The organism is Streptococcus sp. C300 (genome assembly GCF_000187645.1).
In the GTDB taxonomy this organism is placed as follows: Bacteria; Bacillota; Bacilli; order Lactobacillales; family Streptococcaceae; genus Streptococcus; species Streptococcus oralis_CQ.
Genome location: NZ_GL732466.1, coordinates 608,518 through 630,536 on the forward strand (window position 1 = coordinate 608,518; position 22,019 = coordinate 630,536).

21 protein-coding genes and 1 riboswitch are annotated in these 22,019 nt (G+C 44.0%); of the genes, 6 read left to right on the plus strand and 15 right to left on the minus strand.

Annotation, left to right across the window (positions count from 1 at the left end):
- The 3 genes from HMPREF0849_RS02955 to serS all read left to right on the plus strand — a co-directional run.
- The coding region (locus HMPREF0849_RS02955; RefSeq protein WP_009013551.1) for an aspartate kinase at positions 1-1,021 on the plus strand (1,021 nt) is incomplete at its 5' end.
- Between the two features lie 2 nt (positions 1,022-1,023).
- A complete protein-coding gene (locus HMPREF0849_RS02960) occupies positions 1,024-1,395 on the plus strand; it encodes a DUF956 family protein (protein WP_000079369.1) in 372 nt (123 codons plus the stop codon).
- A gap of 214 nt (positions 1,396-1,609) precedes the next feature.
- Positions 1,610-2,884 (plus strand): serine--tRNA ligase, encoded by a 1,275-nt coding sequence (gene serS / locus HMPREF0849_RS02965; protein WP_000884222.1) that lies wholly within the window; start codon positions 1,610-1,612, stop codon positions 2,882-2,884.
- A 26-nt stretch (positions 2,885-2,910) separates the two neighbouring features.
- Here the strand turns inward: serS and HMPREF0849_RS02970 are convergent, their stop codons facing one another.
- The 6 genes from HMPREF0849_RS02970 to HMPREF0849_RS02995 all read right to left on the minus strand — a co-directional run bounded on the left by HMPREF0849_RS02970 (position 2,911) and on the right by HMPREF0849_RS02995 (position 9,553).
- Positions 2,911-3,810 (minus strand): TDT family transporter, encoded by a 900-nt coding sequence (locus tag HMPREF0849_RS02970; RefSeq protein WP_000735935.1) that lies wholly within the window; start codon positions 3,808-3,810, stop codon positions 2,911-2,913.
- A gap of 110 nt (positions 3,811-3,920) precedes the next feature.
- Positions 3,921-4,469, minus strand: a complete 549-nt coding sequence (locus tag HMPREF0849_RS02975) for a carboxymuconolactone decarboxylase family protein (RefSeq protein ID WP_000206775.1) — start codon at positions 4,467-4,469, stop codon at positions 3,921-3,923.
- A 130-nt stretch (positions 4,470-4,599) separates the two neighbouring features.
- Entirely contained in the window at positions 4,600-5,922 is a 1,323-nt protein-coding gene (locus tag HMPREF0849_RS02980; protein ID WP_000891439.1) for an alanine/glycine:cation symporter family protein, read from the minus strand.
- A gap of 89 nt (positions 5,923-6,011) precedes the next feature.
- Positions 6,012-6,100: riboswitch (glycine riboswitch) on the minus strand.
- Positions 6,101-6,268: 168 nt separating this feature from the next.
- Positions 6,269-8,605, minus strand: a complete 2,337-nt coding sequence (locus HMPREF0849_RS02985) for an endonuclease MutS2 (RefSeq protein ID WP_001092917.1) — start codon at positions 8,603-8,605, stop codon at positions 6,269-6,271.
- A gap of 100 nt (positions 8,606-8,705) precedes the next feature.
- Entirely contained in the window at positions 8,706-9,254 is a 549-nt protein-coding gene (locus HMPREF0849_RS02990) for a CvpA family protein (RefSeq protein WP_000623531.1), read from the minus strand.
- Positions 9,251-9,553, minus strand: coding sequence for a hypothetical protein (locus tag HMPREF0849_RS02995; RefSeq protein ID WP_000002026.1), 303 nt, complete (start codon positions 9,551-9,553; stop codon positions 9,251-9,253). The genes HMPREF0849_RS02990 and HMPREF0849_RS02995 overlap by 4 nt, the downstream gene beginning before the upstream one ends.
- 86 nt (positions 9,554-9,639) lie before the next feature.
- Between HMPREF0849_RS02995 and rnhC the strand changes: the two genes are divergently transcribed.
- From rnhC to recD2, 3 genes are all read left to right on the plus strand, one after another.
- Positions 9,640-10,521, plus strand: coding sequence for a ribonuclease HIII (gene rnhC / locus HMPREF0849_RS03000; RefSeq protein ID WP_000146905.1), 882 nt, complete (start codon positions 9,640-9,642; stop codon positions 10,519-10,521).
- A 3-nt stretch (positions 10,522-10,524) separates the two neighbouring features.
- Complete coding sequence (lepB, locus tag HMPREF0849_RS03005; RefSeq protein WP_001083994.1) at positions 10,525-11,139, plus strand: signal peptidase I; 615 nt, start codon at positions 10,525-10,527, stop codon at positions 11,137-11,139.
- Positions 11,140-11,266: 127 nt separating this feature from the next.
- Positions 11,267-13,636 (plus strand): SF1B family DNA helicase RecD2, encoded by a 2,370-nt coding sequence (gene recD2 / locus HMPREF0849_RS03010; RefSeq protein ID WP_000454463.1) that lies wholly within the window; start codon positions 11,267-11,269, stop codon positions 13,634-13,636.
- A gap of 47 nt (positions 13,637-13,683) precedes the next feature.
- Here recD2 and tig read toward each other — a convergent pair whose 3' ends face one another.
- The 9 genes from tig to mvk all read right to left on the minus strand — a co-directional run bounded on the left by tig (position 13,684) and on the right by mvk (position 21,963).
- Positions 13,684-14,967, minus strand: a complete 1,284-nt coding sequence (tig, locus tag HMPREF0849_RS03015) for a trigger factor (RefSeq protein WP_000116504.1) — start codon at positions 14,965-14,967, stop codon at positions 13,684-13,686.
- A 90-nt stretch (positions 14,968-15,057) separates the two neighbouring features.
- A complete protein-coding gene (locus HMPREF0849_RS03020; RefSeq protein WP_001054496.1) occupies positions 15,058-15,714 on the minus strand; it encodes a DNA alkylation repair protein in 657 nt (218 codons plus the stop codon).
- A complete protein-coding gene (locus tag HMPREF0849_RS03025) occupies positions 15,715-16,347 on the minus strand; it encodes a response regulator transcription factor (protein ID WP_000698414.1) in 633 nt (210 codons plus the stop codon).
- A gap of 10 nt (positions 16,348-16,357) precedes the next feature.
- Entirely contained in the window at positions 16,358-17,356 is a 999-nt protein-coding gene (locus HMPREF0849_RS03030; protein WP_000744928.1) for a sensor histidine kinase, read from the minus strand.
- Complete coding sequence (liaF, locus tag HMPREF0849_RS03035; protein WP_000714481.1) at positions 17,353-18,051, minus strand: cell wall-active antibiotics response protein LiaF; 699 nt, start codon at positions 18,049-18,051, stop codon at positions 17,353-17,355. Before liaF ends, HMPREF0849_RS03030 begins: the two co-directional genes overlap by 4 nt.
- A 119-nt stretch (positions 18,052-18,170) precedes the next feature.
- Entirely contained in the window at positions 18,171-19,172 is a 1,002-nt protein-coding gene (fni, locus tag HMPREF0849_RS03040; RefSeq protein WP_000210653.1) for a type 2 isopentenyl-diphosphate Delta-isomerase, read from the minus strand.
- Positions 19,156-20,163, minus strand: a complete 1,008-nt coding sequence (locus tag HMPREF0849_RS03045) for a phosphomevalonate kinase (protein WP_000562391.1) — start codon at positions 20,161-20,163, stop codon at positions 19,156-19,158. The genes fni and HMPREF0849_RS03045 overlap by 17 nt, the downstream gene beginning before the upstream one ends.
- A complete protein-coding gene (mvaD, locus tag HMPREF0849_RS03050) occupies positions 20,150-21,103 on the minus strand; it encodes a diphosphomevalonate decarboxylase (protein WP_000375368.1) in 954 nt (317 codons plus the stop codon). Before mvaD ends, HMPREF0849_RS03045 begins: the two co-directional genes overlap by 14 nt.
- Positions 21,085-21,963, minus strand: a complete 879-nt coding sequence (gene mvk / locus HMPREF0849_RS03055; protein ID WP_000163308.1) for a mevalonate kinase — start codon at positions 21,961-21,963, stop codon at positions 21,085-21,087. Before mvk ends, mvaD begins: the two co-directional genes overlap by 19 nt.
- Positions 21,964-22,019 lie beyond the last annotated feature (56 nt).

Sequence of the window (22,019 nt, forward strand, 5' to 3'; positions counted from 1 at the left end):
CCTAGCGGCTGGAGAAAATAACAATGCCAAATTGATTGCAGCCTACTTTAACCAAAACGGTATCGATGCACGCTATGTTCACCCAAGAGAAGCTGGGATCGTTGTCACAAGTGAACCTGGAAACGCACGTATCATTCCATCTAGTTATGATAAGATTGAAGGCTTGGCTGATAGCAACGAAGTCCTTGTCATCCCTGGTTTCTTTGGTGTGACTAAGGAAAATCAAATCTGTACTTTTTCACGTGGAGGTTCAGATATCACAGGTTCTATCATTGCAGCAGGTGTTAAGGCTGATCTCTATGAGAACTTTACAGACGTAGATGGTATCTTTGCTGCCCATCCTGGTATTATCCACCAACCACATTCCATTCCAGAATTAACCTACCGTGAAATGCGTGAGTTGGCTTACGCTGGATTTTCAGTCCTTCATGACGAAGCTCTTCTACCCGCTTACCGCGGAAAAATTCCTCTTGTCATCAAGAATACCAACAACCCTGATCACCCAGGAACACGCATTGTTTTAGAACACAGTAGTGATAAATTCCCAGTAGTAGGGATTGCAGGTGACTCAGGATTCGTCAGCATCAACATGTCAAAATACCTCATGAACCGTGAAGTAGGGTTTGGTCGCAAGGTTCTTCAAATCCTTGAGGACCTCAATATCGGTTGGGAACACATGCCTACAGGTATTGACGATCTTTCAATCATCCTCCGCTCTCGTGAATTAACTCCTATCAAAGAAGAAGAAATTCTACGTCAACTCGTTCAAAAGGCTGAAGTGGACCATGCTGAAATCGAACATGACCTTTCCATCATTATGATTGTCGGAGAAAAGATGAAGAGCCATATCGGGGTAACTGCTACTGCAACACGTGCTTTGTCTGAGAATAAAATCAACATCCAGATGATGTCCCAAGGTTCAAGTGAAGTTTCCATCATGTTTGTTGTCAATAAAGAGCAAGAAAAAGCAGCTATCAAGGCTCTCTACCATGCCTTTTTCGATGAAAGTAAGGAAGACTAATCATGGCCCAATCTCTCAATAAAGTCATTGACCTCCAAACCACTGGAACATCTTATCTCTCTATCTCTGGAAAGGTTGGAAAATTTCTAGTCGGAGACCAAGCCTTGGAGTTTTATCCTGATGTCAATGTCGAACAATATATTCAAATCCCCTGGTCCAGCATTCAGCAAATCGGAGCCAACGTAAGTGGTCGCAAGATCAGCCGCCACTTTGAAGTCTTCACCGATCAAGGAAAATTCCTCTTTGCTTCAAAAGACTCTGGAGCTATCCTCAAAATCGCTCGGGAAAAATTAGGAAACGACAAGGTTTTGAAACTTCCGACTCTACTCCAGACCATTGGACAAAAACTTAAAAATCTATTTGCAAAAAAGTAGAAACTTTAGTATAATCATAGCAACGGATAAGTAAGTTATTTCCTTCTTTCAGAAAGTCTGCGGGTGCTGCGAGCAGATAGGAGGGATAGGTGAAATTCTACCGTTGTTCACAATTAAATACAGAATCAAGTGCACACCTGTGAAGTTGGATGGAACCGTGGCCCTGCCACTCCAACACTTTGTCAGGTGTGCTTTTTCATATAAAGGAGGACTTATGTTAGATATTAAACGTATTCGTACAGACTTTGATGCTGTCGCTGAAAAATTGGCTACACGCGGTGTAGATGCTGCTATCTTAAATGAGATGAAAGAAATCGATGCTAAACGTCGTGACATCTTGGTCAAGGTTGAAACTCTAAAAGCAGAACGTAACACAGTTTCTGCTGAGATTGCCCAAGCTAAGCGCAACAAGGAAAATGCCGATGACAAGATTGCTGCTATGCAAACCCTATCTGCTGAAGTCAAAGTCTTGGATGCTGAATTGGGGGAAATCGATGCTAAGTTGACAGAATTTACCACGACTCTTCCAAACATCCCAGCTGACAGCGTTCCTGTTGGAGCTGATGAGGACGATAATGTGGAAGTTCGCCGTTGGGGAACTCCGCGAGAGTTTGACTTTGAACCAAAAGCTCACTGGGATCTTGGTGAAGACTTAGGTATCCTTGACTGGGAACGTGGTGGAAAAGTGACGGGTGCTCGCTTCCTTTTCTATAAAGGTCTTGGCGCTCGTTTGGAACGTGCCATCTACAACTTTATGTTGGATGAGCATGGCAAGGAAGGCTATACAGAAGTCATCACACCTTACATAGTTAACCACGACTCTATGTTTGGCACTGGTCAATATCCAAAATTCAAAGAAGATACTTTTGAACTCAGCGACACCAACTTTGTCTTGATTCCAACGGCTGAGGTGCCCCTCACAAACTACTACCGTGATGAAATCCTTGACGGAAAAGACCTACCAATCTACTTCACTGCTATGAGTCCATCATTCCGTTCTGAAGCTGGTTCTGCTGGTCGTGATACACGTGGCTTGATTCGTCTACACCAATTCCACAAGGTTGAAATGGTCAAATTTGCAAAACCAGAAGAATCTTACGAAGAATTGGAAAAAATGACAGCCAACGCTGAAAACATTCTTCAAAAACTCAATCTTCCGTACCGTGTCGTTGCCCTCTCTACTGGGGATATGGGCTTCTCAGCTGCCAAGACTTATGACTTGGAAGTTTGGATTCCAGCCCAAAATACCTACCGTGAAATCTCAAGCTGTTCAAATACAGAAGATTTCCAAGCCCGTCGTGCTCAAATTCGCTACCGTGATGAAGCAGATGGTAAAGTTAAACTTCTTCACACCTTGAATGGTTCTGGACTTGCAGTTGGGCGTACAGTCGCTGCTATTCTTGAAAACTACCAAAATGCAGATGGTTCTGTAACCATTCCAGAAGCTCTTCGTCCATACATGGGTGGAGCTGAAGTTATCAAACCATAAAAAAACAAGGCCTAGCTAGAAAATAGCTAGACCTTTTTTCGTAACCAAATCAGATAAGCGCCTAAGACAAAAAGTAAAATGCTTAAGCTAAGGAAAGTTTCCGCAAACACTAGATGATCTAAGATAGGAAGCTTTACAATTCCTTGAGCCATCTTGAGAGAGGTTGCTGAGATAATAGTTGGAAAGGTGAGAGCTGAGAAGGCTGGTTGAAAACCTTGTTTTAAAATATTGGGCAGGCGAGTTAAAACAAAGAAAAAGAAGGACTGAGATGCCAAAATCATGACAATCAAGAGCCAAGTCGGTAGGCCTGCTCCTCCAACTCGAACTAGAGAAGCTAAGAGTAGGGAAAAGGGAGCACAGTAGATTCCTTCCTGTCCAAGCAAGGCCACTGGGAGTGGATCTTTCTTTAAATCGCTATAAATAAGCGGATAGAGATAGAAGGTCAAGACAAAACCAAAACTCAAGGTCGCATAGGCAATCTCAATAATGCCTACCAGAGGATAGGTCAAGGCTGCTACTGCTATTCCCACATAGAGTACCGTCCAACTTGGAGTCGCATTGACCCTCCGACCCGGACAGGCAAATTTGATGGTAAAAGTAGCAATCAACGCCAAATCCAAGAGAAAGGAAAACCACCAGATTCCTTGTGCTAGCAAAGAAAGAGCAGGGAATACGCGAAAAACATAGGTCGATAAAATCATCCCAGCCATAGGAAAAGTGGCCATCCCAGATAAAAGAGGGGGCTTGGTCAATTCTTGCTTGGTTTCTTCCCAATTAAAAAGATGGAGAATCAGAAAGAAAAGCCACAACACTAGACCAGTCAGGCTCAATAAATGCGACAGAACAGGCAAAGTATCTGCAATCAGATTTCCTGCACCTGCTAAACCTAATAAACAGCCAGAGAATACTAAGGGTAGCTTTTTCATCCGAGCCTCCAATAATCATGTTATTATTAGTATAGCATAAAAGCGCTTAAAATAGCATAGAAAAATGAAGACTGGATTGCTCAGTCTTCATTTTTTCTTTCTGATTCGAACTAGGCATAAGGTTGTAATTCTGGGTTAATAGGCGTATTGGCTAGATTGTTGGCATAGTTGCAGAGGCTGGCAAGACTAACACCGAGAACCACGTCCAAGGCATTTTGTTGCGTGTAACCAGCTTGCAAAAATTCAGCCAAGGCTTCATCTCCTACACGCCCTTTGGTATTGATGACCGCCAAGGTAAACTTAGCTAGAGTATCTAGTTTTGGATCTGTTTCAATCGGAGTGCGGTTGCGAAGGGCTTGGAGAAGATCATCATTCATCTGGATTTGTTTGATTGAAAAGGCAGTATGTCCAGCCACGCAGAAAGCGCAACCATTGGTTACGGCTGCCGTGATTTGCACTACTTCACGCTCTACTGGTGTTAAGCTATTGCGACGGTTGATGGCTCCGACAGTTCGGTAGGCTTCAAGCGCGGTAGGAGCGTTAGCCAAGAGACCGATTAGGTTGGGAATATAGCCATTGTTATCTTTTTGTACTGTTTCAAGAACTTCTTTCACTTCTGCTGGTGCTGATTCTACTGTGTGGATGGTAAATGTTGTCATAAGAAACCTCTTTTCATTTTATTGTCATTTAGTCTATCATAGAATTTCCCCCTTGGATAATATATATTTTCAATCGCCTTGATAGGAAATGTCTATGAAATGAAAAAATCACACTAAAAGTGTGATTGGGTTAGTGTTTAAAATACTTTTTAGTCTCAGCAATGACGACTGGCGACAAGACCAAGAGGGCAATCAAGTTTGGCAGAGCCATCAAGGCGTTGACGATATCTGCGATAATCCAAACCATATCCAACTCGATAAATCCTCCCAACAAGACCATGACTACAAAGACTACACGATAGAGCCAGATAAAACGAACACCAAAGAGAAACTCAAAACAGCGCTCTCCGTAATAGTTCCATCCGAGGATCGTCGTAAAGGCAAAGAGCACAAGGAAGATGGTCAAAAGAGCAGGTCCAAAGTGTGAAAAAACTGTTGAAAAGGCTGACTGGGTCAAGGCAACTCCATTCAAATCACCACTCCAAACACCAGTTACCAAGATTGTCAGACCTGTCAGAGTACAGATAATCAAAGTATCAATAAAGGTTCCTGTCATGGAAATCAAGCCTTGCTCGACAGGCTCATTAGTCTTAGCTGCAGCCGCCGCAATGGGAGCAGAACCAAGACCAGATTCATTAGAAAAGACTCCTCGCGCCACACCATTCTGGATAGCCATCCGAATACTGGCACCTGCAAAACCACCTACCGCAGCCGCTGGACTAAAGGCTGAAGTAAAGATCAGTACAAGTGTGGCTGGGATTTTCTCGATATTAAAGAGAATAACTGTAAGAGTTCCTAAAATATAGACAATAGCCATAAAAGGAACCACTGCTGTCGAAACTTTTGATATGGATTTGAGGCCACCAAAGACGGCAATCCCTACAAAAACAGATAAAACGAGAGCTGTGATAGCTGGATTAATTTGAGCTGTATTTTGGATAGATTCTGTAATTGAATTGACTTGGGTAAAGGTACCAATCCCTAGAAGGGCTACCAATACACCCGCTAGGGCAAAGAAGATAGCAAGTGGACGCCACTTTTCTCCCATCCCCAAAAGGATGTAATGCATGGGTCCTCCAGCTACAGCTCCATTTGCATCCTTAGTACGGTATTTGATGGCCAGCAATCCTTCGGCATATTTGGTCGCCATCCCAAAGAAGGCCGCCATCCACATCCAAAAGAGGGCCCCTGGTCCTCCAACCTTAATGGCTGTCGCTACCCCGATGATATTTCCCGTACCAACTGTGGCTGCTAGAGCCGTACAGAGAGCAGCAAAGCTCGACACATCGCCGTGCCCCTTGTCCTTGGTAAAGATCAACTGAAAGGCCTTAGGGAGACGAGTAACCTGCAAAAGGCCCAGTCGGATGGTCAAATAGATACCCGTTCCGACCAATAAGATCAAGAGGGGAGGCCCCCAAGCAAAAGCATCAAGCGCTTTAAGCAATTCTAACATGTCCTTCTCCTATCTTTCAACCCCAAAAGAAAGAGTACATGCAAGATACATGTACTCTGGAATGCTTAGATAAATGCCAAAAAGCGGTCTATCCTAGCTCTGTCCTTTTACCTGAGAGTTTGAGCAGTTACCTGCCTTGCCCCTTCGGTGCCTTTACGGTCTCTCCAGAGTTCCGTCCATTTACAGTCATGGAAAACAAACCTTTCTCCACTTCTATTAAACTTCATTCGGTGTTGGTATTTTATTTTTTATTATTCTACAAGAAAAGTTAGCCTTTGTCAATATATTCTATGAAAATTTTTGACCTTTCATTCCCTTTTTCAGAAAGAGCGAATCCTTCTTCTCTCTATCCTTTAAAGGTCACAATGGTTGCGCCACTGCCTCCAGCATTCTGTGGAGCATAGCCGAAAGTCTTAACATGTTTGTTTCTTTGTAGATATTTGGTGACTCCTTCACGGATGACACCTGTTCCGATACCATGGATGATGTCGACTTGCGCCATGTTATTGAGCAGGGCTTGGTCAATAAAGGCGTCCAGCTCATTCATGGCCTCTTCGTACCGTTTGCCACGAAGATCCAGTCTCGCTTGCGGACCACGATCAGAAGCACGTTTGACGACATTGACTTGTTTCTTCTTGACTGGGGCTTCTTGCTGGGCCTGAACAAGGTCAAATTCTTTCTCTTCCAAGGTCATCTTGATCAAACCGACTTGGGCTTCCCAACGGCCGTCCTTAAGCTGATTGGTCAAGGTTCCACGTTGTCCATAACTGAGGACCACAATATCATCCCCCACCTTCGGAGCTCGTTTTTTCTTGGCCTTTTGAAGGACCTTGTTTTTAGACAAGTCGACTTTTTCAGGGGCTAGTTTTTTCAGTTTAGACTTGGCTTCAATGATTTCGTGGGGTTTGAGTTGAGACTTACTGTGGAGGTTCTTGAGAATCTGGTCACTCTCATTTAGAGCGAGTTCCACAATTTCAGCAGCTTGTTCACGCGCCTTGTTGAGCTCAGTTTCCTTCTCGCGATTGAGTTCGTTGTAAAGTTTTTTGAGTGCTCGGTTCATCTTGAGGTTTTCTTGCTCCACCTCACGGATATTGTCCAAGCGTTTGCGACTTTCAAGCGTTTGCTCTTCTAATTGCTCAATGATACGGTTGACATCATTATCTTGATTAACCTGCTGGCTGGCATCTCCTACGATGACATCTGACAAGCCCAGACGTTTGGCAATTTCAAAGGCATTACTTCGACCAGGAACTCCCTGCATAAAGCGATAGGTCGGACGCAGGCTGGCTGTGTCAAACTCCATGCTGGCATTTTGCACAAAAGCTGTCTCGATACCATAAGCCTTGAGTTCTGGATAGTGGGTCGTAGCCATAGTCTTGACCTGACGCAGACGAAGATCCTCCAGAATAGCCATAGCAAGGGCGGCTCCCTCTTGAGGATCAGTACCAGCCCCGAGCTCATCTAGCAATAAGAGCGAGTGCTGATTAACCTTGCCAAGAATATCTACGATATTGGTCATGTGGCTGGAGAAGGTAGACAAGCTTTGTTCGATAGACTGCTCATCCCCGATATCGGCAAAGATTTCTTCGAAAATACCGACACGACTTCCTTTATCAGCTAAAATGGGCAAACCTGACTGGGCCATGAGTTGAGTCAAGCCCAGGGTTTTGAGCATGATGGTCTTCCCACCAGTATTGGGACCTGTAATGACAATGGCCGTTAATTCCTTACCAAAGTGTACATCGTTTGCGACAGCATTTTTGACCAAAGGATGGCGAACATGAAGGAGTTGAATCTCCTGATTCTCTGAAAGTTGAGGAACAACTGCTTGTCTTTCTTGGATGAAACGTACCTTGGCACGAATCAGATCCAGATGGCCGATAATCCAAGCGTCATTAGCAATCTCAGCAGCATGAGGACGAACCCGTTCCGATAGTTCTTGCAAGATGCGAATCATCTCATAACGCTCATCTGCTCGCAGACTAGCGATTTCTTCGCTCAGTTTCACGACCTCACGTGGCTCGATATAGACTGTGTTTCCACTAGCAGAGATGTCATGAACAACACCTGCAATCTTATTGCGATAGGTGTTCTTGACTGGTAAGACTTGACGACCATTTCTGCTAGCAATTATCCCTTCGGTCAACATCTGCGCTTTTTGCTTGAGCAAGTCTTGCAAGACATCTCGGACCTGACTCTCGCTATCATGAATTTTTCGACGAATGCGTGCTAGTTCTTCGCTGGCGAAATTCTCGATAAATCCTGCGTCATTTAGGGCTTGGAGACTCCCTTGCAAGTGTGGAAAATCATGCAGTTTTTCAAACCATCTCGCCAACTGCTCCAAGCGTACATTTTCAAGATTGGCATAAAAACTTTGCAACTCTCTGCTAGCAAGTAAGACCCGTTTGAGGAGTAGAAATTCCTCGATATTGAGGTCCGCCCCCATCTCCAGACGCTTGCAAACAGCTGATATCTCACGCGTCGCTAGGATGGTAAAGTGAGGTTGCTCCACAAATAGGGCTTGCATTTCCTCCATCTCTGTAAAGGCTTGTTTAATCTTATCCGCCTTGGCAGTTGGAGCTAAGCCTTTTAACTCCTCTAGTCCTTGTTCTGTCAAAAGATGCGGTTCAAACAAGGCTTTGATTTTATTAAATTCTAAGGTTTCTAGTATTTTTGTATTCATATTCTTTCCTTGTATGCTAGTTTACAAGATCATAGCAACTAGAGGTTTTGACCTAGTCCTCCAATCTGTAAACAAAGGGCTAGGAAAAATCCCGCCCTTTTTATCCGATTAAATTTGTCACCCAGAGTTGTTTGATAAAGTTTGTCGTAAAAGGGACACTTTGGATGATGTTTTTGGCTACTATACTTTTTTCGAGTGAATTTTGAATGACTGCTAGAGGCACTGTTGCGAGAATGGTCAGAGCCATTTGCAAGACAAATAAGGTTACTAATAGCGACAAAAGGCCTGCTCCGATACGCAACCATTTGACATCGAGCTTTTTAGTTGGAATCAAGTGTAGGAACAAACCGATAAAACGTCCGATACTGTAACAAATTCCGAAAACTAGAAGGTAGGCGAGACCCGCATAAAAGACCTTGTCTAGATGAAACAGCTGGTCTGAAGGGAAGAAAAAGGTTCTCTGTCCTTCCTGAGGATTGGCATAAGGGACAAGCAAGTGGAAGTGATCTCCCAGCGATTTATAAAACTGTCCCGCAACAAAGGCTGAAATCACTGCAACGAGGAAATAATAACTTTGCAGCACCAAACCTCTACGGTAGCCGATGTAAAAGCCCCAAGCCAGAACCAATAAGAGTAGGATTGAAATCATAGGGAGTCCTCAATCTTGCTCTGTTCTTGTTTGACAGCAATCAACTTGTGGCGGAGTTCTAACAACTCTTGCTCCTTGTCATCAAATTCAATTTCACGGTTGAGTTGTGTAGACAGACAGTTGACCGCCAAAAGAAGCGCAATGATCTCATCATCCGCCCCAGGCATTTGTTCTTTAATTGCTTGGTATTTTTCAGTCGCAACCTTGGCAATTTCCTCCATAAAGAGGTTGTCATGCTCGGTTGTCAAGGTTAATGTCTTTTTCCCGAATGTAAACTTATATCGATTTAGATTTGCCATAAAATTCACCTCACGATATTATACCAAATTTCGCTAACTTTGTCAGTTTTTACCAATTCTCCTGCTTTTGTGGTACAATAGAGACTATGGCAAGTATCACACTCACACCAAGTGAACAGGAAATTCAGAGCTTTTTAAGTCAGTATCAGAAGGCTCTCAGTCCTAGTAAAAATCCCTATATCCGCTATTTTTTGCGACTGCCTCAGGCAACAGTTTCCGTCTATACCTCAGGAAAAGTTCTCCTCCAGGGCGAAGCTGCTGAGCAGTACGCCAGTTTCTTTGGCTATGAGGTTCAACAAGAAAACAGTGGACAAGATTTTCCTATGATTGGGACTGATGAGGTGGGAAATGGTTCCTACTTTGGCGGACTAGCTGTCGTGGCTTCCTTCGTGACACCTGACCAGTATGACTTCCTACGAAAACTCGGTGTGGGGGATTCTAAGACTCTGACCGACCAAAAGATTCGTCAGATTGCCCCTATCCTCAAGGAAAAGATTCCACATCAAGCACTACTTCTCTCACCGAGCAAGTACAACGAAGTTATCGGAGAGCGTTACAATGCTGTTTCTGTAAAGGTTGCCCTTCACAACCAGGCTATCTTTCTCCTGCTTCAAAAAGGGGTCCAGCCAGAGAAAATCGTGATTGATGCTTTTACAAGTCCAAAAAACTATGATAAGTACTTGGCGCAAGAAGCCAACCGTTTTCCAAACAAAATTAGCTTAGAAGAAAAAGCCGAGGGAAAATACCTGGCTGTTGCCGTTAGCTCCATCATCGCGCGGGATCTCTTCCTCGAAAACTTGGAAAATCTTGGACGAGAACTAGGCTATCAACTGCCAAGCGGCGCTGGAACTGCATCTGATAAGGTTGCTAGCAAAATCCTTCAAGCCTATGGTATGAAGGGACTTCATTTCTGCGCCAAACTGCATTTTAAAAACACTGAAAAAGCCAAAACACTTCTAGAAAGGTAAATTATGAATTCGTTTAAAACATTTCTAAAAGAATGGGGAGTTTTCTTCCTGATTATCGCACTGGTCGGTCTTAGCCGTATCTTTCTTTGGAGCAATGTCCGTGTAGAAGGACACTCTATGGACCCTACCCTAGCCGACGGAGAAGTTCTCTTCGTTGTTAAACATCTCCCAATTGACCGCTTCGACATCGTGGTTGCGCATGAGGAAGAAGGAAATAAAGACATTGTCAAAAGGGTTATCGGCATGCCTGGAGATACCATCCGCTACGAAAATGACAAACTTTTTATCAACGGTGAAGAAACGGATGAACCTTACCTAGCTGAATATCTCAACTTGTTCAAAACAGAAAAGTTGCAAAACACCTATACTGGCAAAGGATTTGAAGGCAATAAGGGAGTTTACTTTAGAGAACTTGCTCAAAAAGCACAAGCCTTTACGGTCGATGTCAATTCAAATACCAGCTTCAGCTTTACTGTCCCTCAAGGCGAATACCTTCTCCTTGGTGACGATCGTCTAGTCTCTAGCGACAGCCGCCATGTCGGCACCTTCAAGGCCAGCGATATCAAGGGCGAAGCAAAATTCCGTTTCTGGCCACTTAACCGTATCGGAACTTTTTAAGATAAGGAAGAGGCCGAGAATGCTAAGTCTCAGTCTCTTTTTCTATTGCGAGAGAAAACCTTAAAGTAATCTAGCTTTTCAAAGTGGCTAAGGGTCCAACTCTCACGAACTCATGTAAAGGAAAACTATGGAAGTTTATTTTTCAGGCACCATTGAACGGATTATTTTTGAAAATCCCAGTAATTTTTATCGTATTCTCCTCCTAGATATCGAAGATACCAATGCGGAGGACTTTGACGATTTTGAAATCATCGTTACAGGAACCATGGCGGACGTGATTGAGGGTGAAGACTACACTTTTTGGGGGCAAATCGTTCAGCACTCCAAGTATGGGGAACAGCTTCAGATCAGCCGTTATGAACGCGCAAAACCAACTAGCAAGGGCCTCGTCAAGTACTTTTCTAGCAGTCATTTCAAGGGAATTGGTCTCAAAACGGCCCAAAAAATCGTTGATAGCTATGGTGAAAATACCATTGACGAAATTCTTGAACATCCTGAAAAGCTAGAAGGCATCTCAGGACTCTCTGCCAAAAACCGTGAGGCTTTTGTTTCCACTCTCCGTCTAAACTATGGGACAGAAATGGTTTTGGCAAAACTAGCCAACTACGGCATTCCCAATAAACTGGCCTTTCAGATTCAAGACTTTTACAAGGAAGAAACGCTGAATATTGTCGAAAACTATCCCTACCAGCTGGTCGAGGATATCAAGGGCTTGGGATTTACCATTGCTGACCAACTAGCAGCCGAACTAGGTATTGAAAGCCAAGCTCCTGAACGCTTCCGTGCTGGCCTTGTCCATAGTCTTTTTCAAGGATGTATGGATACGGGGGATACCTATATGGAAGCTCGAGATTTGCTGGAACAGACCCTGACTCTCCTCGAGTCTTCTCGTCCTGTGGAACTGGACCCCAGCCAAGTCGCTCAGGAATTATCTCATTTGATTGAAGAAGACAAGGTTCAACAGATTGACACTAAAATCTTTGATAACAGCCTCTTTTTCGCCGAAGAAGGAATTCGCAGTCACTTGGTTCGTATCCTTGAAAAAGAAAAACAGAAGAGCCAAGATCTAGAAACCATTCACAAGCATATCGCTAGTGTTGAGGAAGAGCTGGGTATCCAGTACGATGACATTCAAAAGCAGGCTATCTGTGACGCTATCCAGAACAAGGTTTTTATCCTGACAGGTGGACCCGGTACTGGTAAGACGACTGTTATCAATGGGATTATTGCTGTTTATGCACTTTTAGAAGGACTTGACCTCAGGAAAAAAAGCAGTCTGCCTATCCTTCTAGCAGCTCCAACTGGTCGAGCGGCTCGGCGCATGAATGAATTGACAGGATTGCCAAGTGCTACTATACACCGCCATTTGGGAATGACGGGGGACGATGATACCAGCCATCTGGAAGATTATCTGGATGCCGACTTTATCATTGTAGATGAGTTTTCCATGGTGGATACTTGGCTAGCCAACCAGCTCTTCTCCAACATCTCCTCAAACAGTAAAATTCTCATCGTGGGGGATAGCGACCAATTGCCTTCTGTTAGTCCCGGACAAGTCCTGGCAGACCTGCTCCAGATACCCCTGATTCCGCAGACTCGCTTGGAACGGATTTACCGTCAAAGCGAAGAATCAACTATCGTTACCTTGGCGAGTCAGATTCGACAAGGCATCTTGCCAGCTGACTTTACCCAGAAAAAGGCAGACCGCTCCTACTTTGAAATCGCTAGTGGCCATATCCCAGCTACCATTGAGAAAATTCTTGGCGCTGCCCTCAGAAGTGGCATTCCGGCTCGCGATATTCAGGTGCTAGCACCCATGTATCGAGGAACTGCTGGTATTGACGCCATCAACCAACTTATGCAAGACCTGCTCAATCCTCAGCAAAAGGGGCAAGTTAGCTTTGAAGCAACTCAGTGTCACTATCGAACAGGGGACAAGGTCATTCACCTAGTCAACGACGCTGAAGTTAATGTCTTTAACGGAGATCTAGGCTACATCACAGACCTGATTCCTGGAAAATACACTGAGTCCAAACAAGACGAGATTGTCATTGATTTCGATGGCAATGAGGTCATCTATCCTCGAAACGAATGGTACAAGATTCGACTGGCCTATGCCATGAGTATTCATAAGTCGCAGGGAAGTGAGTTTCCTGTTGTCATCCTGCCCATCACTAGTGCTAGCAAGCGCATGCTGGAGCGAAATCTCATCTACACAGCCATTACACGCGCCAAAAGCAAACTTATCTTACTAGGTGAATTACAGGCCTTTGACTATGCAGTTAAGCATATCGGGACTGCCCGCAAGACCTATCTGATTGAGCGTTTCAGTGATTTAATTGAAAATAATATTGAAGAAAGCAAACAAGCCTTCTCTGAAACTGCCACACCAAGTGACTCTGAACAATCCTACATCCTCACCGAAGAAAACTGGTCTAGCATCCCAGCCATGATTGGGATTACAGATGCAGACCTCAAAGAGATTTTTGGAAAATAGTGCAACAGAAAACCCACCTAGTCAGGTGGGCTTTTTCTCTTTTAAGATTATTTAACTGTTGCAGTGCTTGTAATCAATTCAACAGCTTTTTTGATAGTGATATCGTGTTTCAACATATCAGCTGAAAGCAAGTTTTGTACTTGTGCAACTTCCATGTTGTAGTCTGCTGCCAATTGCTCAATTTCTTTTTGGATTTCTTCTTCTGAAGCATCAAATCCTTCAGCTTTGGCAACTGCTTCGATGACAAGGTTAGTCTTCGTACGTGACTCAGCTTCTGCTTCGTATTGTTTGTGAAGGTCTTCTTGAGTAGTTCCAGTGATTTGGAAGTACATGTCAGGGTTGATACCTTGGCGTTGCAAGTTTCCAAGGAATTCATTTACTGAACGGTGAACTTCTTCGTGGATCATTTCTTCTGGAAGTTCTACGATTTCAGCGTTTTCTACAGCTTTATCAATTGCTGCACCTTCAACGGCATCTTTGTATGCTTCTTCTTTCGCAGCAGTCAATTCTTTGCGGTATTTTTCTTTCAATTCGTCAAGAGTTTCCACTTCTTCGTCGATATCTTTTGCAAGTTCATCGTCAAGAGCTGGAACTTCTTTTGCTTTTACTTCGTGAATAGTTGTTACGAATTTAGCTTCTTTACCTGCAAGGTCTTCTGCTTGGTAGTCTTCTGGGAATGTTACGATAACATCAACAGTTTCACCAGCTGAGTGTCCAACCAATTGGTCTTCAAAACCAGGAATGAATTGACCTGATCCAAGTCCAAGTGAGAAGTTTTCACCTTTTCCACCGTCAAATTCAACACCGTCGATAGAACCAACGAAGTCGATGACAACAGTGTCGCCATTTTCAGCAGCGCCTTCTTTGATAACCAATTCAGCCAAGTTGTTGCGTTCGCGTTCGATACGTTCTTCAACGTCAGCGTCAGTTACTTCTTTTTCTACATCAACTGATACTTCAAGGTTTTTGTAGTCACCCAATTTTACTTCAGGTTTTGTCACGACTTCAGCAGTGATAACCCAGTCTTGACCTTTTTCCATTGAAGTTACGTCAATTTTTGGTTGCGCAACGACTTCAAGACCAGCTTCTTTTACTGCAGCTTCATAAGCGTTTGGCAAAAGTGCGTTCATTGCATCTTGATAAAGAGCTTCTTCACCAAATTTTTGGTCGAAGATAGGACGTGGAAGGTGACCTTTACGGAAACCTGGAACGTTAAGAGTTTTCTTTACTGAGTTAAATACACGGTCCAATTCTGGTTTGATTTGGTCTTGAGAGATTGTGAAAGTCAAGACACCACGGTTTGTTTCTTTGTTTTCAAATGATACAGACATTCTGTCATTTCTCCTTAAAATTTTTAATACAGTCCATTATACCATATAATAGCGACTTTTTTCAAGTAATGAATGCGCTTTTCAATAGTGCTAGAGGTACTTGCTCGCTTCCTTGATACTAAGTTCAGACATTCTCTTCTTATTTTTTTCAATAAAACGTGCTACCCATTCGGGATTGGTTTTAGAGTAGTCTCTTAGAGCCCAGCCGATGGCTTTGTTGATGAAAAATTCTGTCTGGTCCAGATTGTTGAGCAGAATCTTTTCCATCAGTTGGACATTTGTTTTCTCTTTTCTTAACAACTGGTGGTCAATAGCGACTCGTCTCAGCCAGATATTATCTGATAGGCTCCATTTTAAAATCACTTCTTCAAGTTCCGGATGGTCGGCTACCAAACTTCCTACTACTCGATCTAGGATATCTACCGTGTCCCACCAGGACTTGGTCACGACCAGACGCTCAAGTTTAGGCAAATCGTCCTTCGTTAGATAAGACTGCACGGCTTTCAAATAGTTGGCAGCCACATACTGGTATTCTCTTGGCTCCTTTTCCCAGCAGATATCTACAAAATCCCAATCAATCATCTTTGTTTTTTTCACGCTTGGAAAGTATTTTTTATAGAGTGCATTTCTTTCAGGACCTGCAATACCTAAAAAGGGAAATTGATGGCGCATATAGGCTTCCATAGGCCCTGCTTTTTCAGGGTCTTTTGCCGCTTCTAGCTCCACAAGTAAATCTGTAAGATTCATCTAAAAATCCTCCTGCCCGACCAAGTGGTGCTGAAAGGCATAGACTGCAGCCTGGGTGCGATCGCTGACCTCAAGCTTGGCTAGGATGTTGGATACATGGGTCTTGACCGTCTTAAGAGAGATGAAGAGTTCATCTGCAATGCGCTGATTTTCGTAGCCCTTGGCAATGAGTTGAAGCACGTCTCGCTCACGCGCAGTCAGATCCTCATGAAGCTCGATATGATTGCGGTGGTATTCGACCTTTTTGCTGACCTCTTGTTCAATAGCAAGCTCTCCAGAAGCAACCTTACGAACAGCGTGGAGCAGTTCGTCTGCACTTGAAGTCTTGAGCATATAGCCTTTAGCACCCGCGTTCAAGACCGGCATGATTTTTTCATTGTCTAGGTAAGAGGTCACAATCAAAATCTTGGCTTCAGGCCATTCTTTGAGAATAGCCAAGGTTGCATCAATCCCATTCATCTCAGGCATGACAATATCCATGACAATAACATCTGGACGCAATTCCAAGGCTAAGTCAATACCTTGAGATCCGTTGGCCGCCTCGCCCACAACTTCTACATCGTCTTGGAGGTCAAAGTAGCTTTTCAAGCCCAATCGGACCATTTCATGGTCGTCTACCAGTAAAATTTTCATCTATACTCCTTTATGATTCCTTGTCTAGCAGGGGAATACGGATATCAACCGCCAGTCCTTGCTTTGGAGCTGTCAAGAGTTGAACCGTCCCTGCCATATCTTCTACCCGCTCCTTGATATTTCGCAGTCCATAACTCAAGTCATCTAAACTCCCCAACTGGAAGCCAATCCCATTGTCCACCACCTTCAGCTGCAATTCAACATCAGTCTGATAGAGGTAGACATCTAAGCAAGATGCCTGAGCATGGCGGAGGGTATTGCTGATTAATTCCTGCAAAATACGGAAGATATGTTCTTCAATCTTCTTGGGCAATTTAGACACATTTTGCTTGAAACTGACCTTGAGATCGCTCTTGTCCTCAAGCTCTTTTAAGAGGATTTGAATCCCCTCAACCAAACTCTTCTCTTCCAACTCAACTGGTCGCAAATGTAGGAGCAAGACCCGTAGATCTTTCTGAGCAGTCTCTAGGATGGCCGCAACACTTTGCAACTGGGTCTTCATCTTTTCTCTATCCAGCTTCAAAGCCTGCTGGCTGACACCTGATAAAATCATATGGGCTGCAAACAACTCCTGACTAACCGTATCATGTAAGTCACGTGCAATCCGCTTCCGTTCTTTCTCGATGATTGCTTCTTCCCTGACCAGGCCTTGATTTTCAGCCTTTTGAACAGCTTCTGTCAAGAGATTGAGCTTGCCAGATAAGGACTTAAAACTGGCATCCAAGTCTGGATCTGCAAAGGCAACCACCTCTTTTCCTGCTAGCAGTCGCTTGAGATTGACTTGCATTTTTCTGCGAGAGATTTCTTCTATCACGCGCCAAAAGAGGACAAAAAAGAAGGTCATGGAAAGGCTAAAGACCAAGACTAAGAAGATTAACTTTTCTGTTTTCTCGATATCCTGTAGCAAATAGGACCAATCCAGTTCAAAAATATCAAGTAAACTATTAGTCAAAAAGAGGATAAAGAGGAAAGAAGTCAGGCCGATTAACAGATACGATTGCTTTTTCATCCTCTGACCACCTCCACATCGCCAACCATAGTAGTTAGGAAAATCTTGACGCTCTTGTTACTCTTGAGATAGTCTCTGGTTTCCTGATGATAGTGTTCATTGCGGAGGGATTTCTTAGGTTGATGAAGGAATGTTAAATCTCCATAGAGGCAGTTGACACTGAGGCTAATTTCCACATCAACAGGTACGATAATCCTAGTCGTTCCGACCATTTTTCTAAGGATAATGACATTGTCATGATTGGTTAGGATAACTCTTTCCAAATGAATGGTGTCCTTGCCCATGAGGCGAAAGAGGTTGATATCATCAAATTGGCAGGTCTGGTGGCTAGAAAAATGATGGAGATTGCCAAACCAAGGATTGCGTTCATTTTTTACCGTCACCACCTCTTCAAATACCAAGTCCGTCTCCTCTCTTTCTTGATTCATCATCGGATAGAGAAGAAAGAGACTATAGATAACTGCCACAAAGATGGCTAAAATCACAAAGGGATTGAGCATGATGATAAAAAAGAAAAGAATAGTCGCCACAAGGAGGAAAACGTTGTTGCCTTCTTTACCTGTATAATAACGAAGCAAGAGCAAAAAGAGGAATAGAATCAGCAGAAAACGCGAAAAATGCTCTGATACCATCAAAATCAGAGCTCCCGTCAATAGACAGGCTTCGATAAATAAAAAGATTTGAAATTTTTTCATAGATGCATCCTCTCCCTTCTATTTTATCACAATTCAAAAAAGTCACCTCGGTCTGAGGATGGAAAAAAAGGCGTTGACAAAGAGAGACAAAAAAGGGCGGGATTCTTGTCCCGACCTCTCTACATCTGATCTTTTGCTTCTTTTAGTTTACCATAAAGAATGTAGTCTACGTTTTGCAGATCTGCTATGGTTGCACAATTAAGGGCACACATGATCAAGCACAGGTCTTCTTTCCAGCCTTGGACAATACCAATCACCTCTTCGACGGAGTAGGTTTCAATCAACTCTAGAACGGTACGTGACAGTCCTACAGCCTTGGCACCAAAAACCAAGCACTTAATCATATCCAGCGGATTCCGAACGCCTCCACTGACCAAGAGTTCGACCTTGTCTTTCCAGTCTTGGGCATTGAGAAGGGCTTGCATAGTAGATTGGCCCCATTGATTGAGGTAATCACGTTGGCCACTGCGACGGTTTTCAATGTAAGCAAAGCTAGTACCACCACGACCCGACAAGTCAACCGTTCGAACACCCAGTTCATAGGCTCTCTCGATGGTCTTCACATCCATCCCAAAGCCCACTTCCTTTAGAATAATAGGAACAGGGATCCGCTTGCTATAATCTGCCAGATGCGATTGCCAGCTTCGAAACTTTCTTTCTCCCTCGGGCATGAGTAATTCCTGCATGACATTGACATGCACTTGGAGGAGAAGAGGATTCATCGCTTCTACAGTCTGAAGACCTAACTCAACAGGCTTGTCCAATCCAATATTGGTTCCAAGGAGGAGATTTGGATGGCTAGATTTGACAGAAAAAGAGTCATCTGTTGGATCTTTGAGGGCTACACTATAAGAACCTGTCACAAATAAAATCCCACAGGCTTCTGCCACCTGAGCCAGTTTTTGATTGATTTCTTTACCTTTTTCGCTTCCACCCGTCATGGCATTGATATAAAAAGGAAAATCCCACTTTCGACCTGCAAACTCTGTAGACAAATCAATCTCATCTAGGTCATAAAGAGGCAGGGAAGAATGAATCAACTCCACCTCATCAAAGCTATTATAGGAACTTTTCTGCTCAAGGGCATAGCGGATATGCTCGTCCTTACGATTTGTCGTCATGTCCTATCCTTTCTTGGTATAAGAGCTCAATCCCCAGATTGGCCCAACGGTTTTTTAAGGTTTCAGTTGATTGCTCATCAAAACTCAAGGCAACACCACAGTCACCACCACCAGCGCCACTACTCTTGGCAACAGCCTGCAAATCTTGACTGGCTTCTTTCAACTGTCTCAGCGAAGGTGTGTATATATCTAGACTCAAGCCTTCTAAAAGCTGACTGGCTGTTTCCAGCTGCTCGATAATTTTTTCTGCATGCCCTTGCTCCAAGGCTTCTACCAAAGCAGCCACCGTTGCTTTTGAAGAAGTTAAAAAATTCTGATTGATGTTTTGCTTGATTTGCTGAACCATGTCACTAGACACAGCTACTTCCTTGGTCCATCCCACTAGGAAATCACATTCTAGGGTTGGTTGTACGTGTGAGATAGAAAAGCCCCAGTCACGCTCCAAAACCGTCGCCAAGCTTTCTTCTTCCAACCACGCAGCTATCTTCTTTCGATCAAAAGACTGGTAGAGAACCAAATCTTCTGCCACAATACAGGCAAGGTCTCCCATAGAACCATTGTCGCCTCGCTTGAGCAAGACCGCGCTTGCCAGCTTGAATAAGAGTTCCGAATCAACCGTAATATCATATAGAGGCAGTAGGGCCTTAATCACCAAGACAACGACGCTACCACTAGAACCTAGACCAAACTTTTTGCCTTCCCGTTCCATTTTTCCACGAATTTCCAAAGAAAAAGGTCTCAAGGTTTGCCCACGATAAACGAGGAAATCTTCCACTAGAGCAATCGTTTCTTGAATCAAGCTGTAGTCAGGATTTGGCGTCAAGTCCACTGCGAAATCAAACATATCTGAGTAGATACGATAGTTCTCAGAAAAAGCAATCTCAGCCTTCATATAGATGGGGATGGCCTTTATCAAGGCTAACTGCCCTGGCTCTAAAATAGCATACTCACCTGCCCAATAGAGTTTCCCGCAAGTTTTAACAGCAATCATCTTGGCTCAAATCCTTTGTTTTTGACACAATCAGGCGGTAACGTTGACCAAATATTTCAGATAGATGCTCCAAGTCTTTCTCCTGACAGAGGACCTTGACATTGGGACCGGCATCCATGGTAAAGTAACAGGCTTCACCTTGCTCACGAAGCTGGCGAACAAAGTCCATGGCTTCATAGGAAGCATCCGTTAGATAAGAAAAGGCTGGACTAGCAGTCTTGGTCGTAGCGTGCATAGCTAGGGCATTTTTCTCCGTTAATTCCCCAACCTTAGCAAAATCATTCTCTTTGAGATAAACCAGCATATCCTGATAATCCTTCTCAGACTGGCGAACCCAATCACCAAAGGTCGTCGAGGTTTCCACACAGAGTTTCATCCCATCACGGCTAGAGATTGGTTTTTTCTTATCCTCCAGCACCAACATAATCATAGCTAGTTTCAAGTCTGTCTCTACAGGGTAGATTTCCCCACTATCCTTATCCCAAGCACCTAGCGGTCCATAAAAACTGCGAGAGGACGACCCTGAGGCAAACTTAGCCTCCTGCGCCAACTGGCTCCGATTCAGACCAAGCTGGAAATAAGCATTGCAAGCCTTGACCAAGGCGGACAAACCACTAGAACTGGATGACAAGCCAGCCGCAGTCGGCATGTTGTTTTGGGTATCGATACGGACAAATCCCTCACCTTCTGGACGGTAACGGTTGATAATCTTGCTCATTTTAGCATGTTCAGCCTCATTTTGGAGCTGACCATTGATATAAAAGGCATCCGCCGTCGCATGGGCTGGCAGAGGCGACAAGGTCGTCTCTGTGTACATATTTTCCAAAGTCAAAGAAATACTGCTGGTCGCAGGAACCATCTCTTTTTCTTTTTTCTTTCCCCAATATTTGATAATGGCAATATTTGCGTAGGAACGTACTGTTACAGGCTTTCGATCCATGTCTGAACAGCTCCTTTCTCTTCTAATCGTTTTGCTAGTTCTTGCGCTTGGTCCAGATTAGCTACCAAGGCGATAATACAGCCCCCAAGTCCACCACCACTCATCTTGGCACCCAGAGCTCCGTAGCTCAGAGCCGTTTCAACGAGGGAATCTGCCTCAGGGCTGCTGACACCAATTTCTTTTAGATGTAAATGTGCCTGACTGAGGATTTGTCCCAGTCCCTCAGTATCTTTTCTTCTAATCGCATCTTCTGCTTGCTGGGTCAATTCTCCCAAGGCATGCAAAAACGGTAGGGCATCCTTGCCCTTGCTTTGAACCACTTGGATGGCTTCACGAGTGTGGCCATACACACCCGTATCTGCAATCACCAAATAGGCAGATAGGTTCATCTCAAGTTCTGTAAAACCAACATTCTTGATAAAGCGAATGGGCTGGTCACTGAGACAGGTCTTGGCATCCAACCCGCTCGGATTCATATGGGCAATCATCTCAGCCCGATTGACCAAGATTTCTAGCACATCGTGAGGCAGGTCGGCTTGATAGTAGTCAAATACCGCACGAATGGCTGCTATGCTGATAGCAGCTGACGAACCCATTCCCCGTTTTTCAGGGATAGCCGAGTCAATCACACATCGAATGCAGGCTTCTTTGATATCCAAATACTCCAGCGAAGCATAAACCGCCATGGACAGGGTGTCCTCCTCATAGAGACGCCACGGGCTTTCAGCAGGGACTACCTTACAAGTCACCTCCACTTCCAAAAGAGGCAAGGAAATGGCAGGATAGCCGTATACGACCGCATGCTCCCCTATTAAAATAATCTTACTATGTGCCTGACCGACACCAACTTTTTTTGTCATGTTTTCCTTTAACCAGACGGAAAGACCGTCTCATTTCATACAGTAGTATTTTCTCC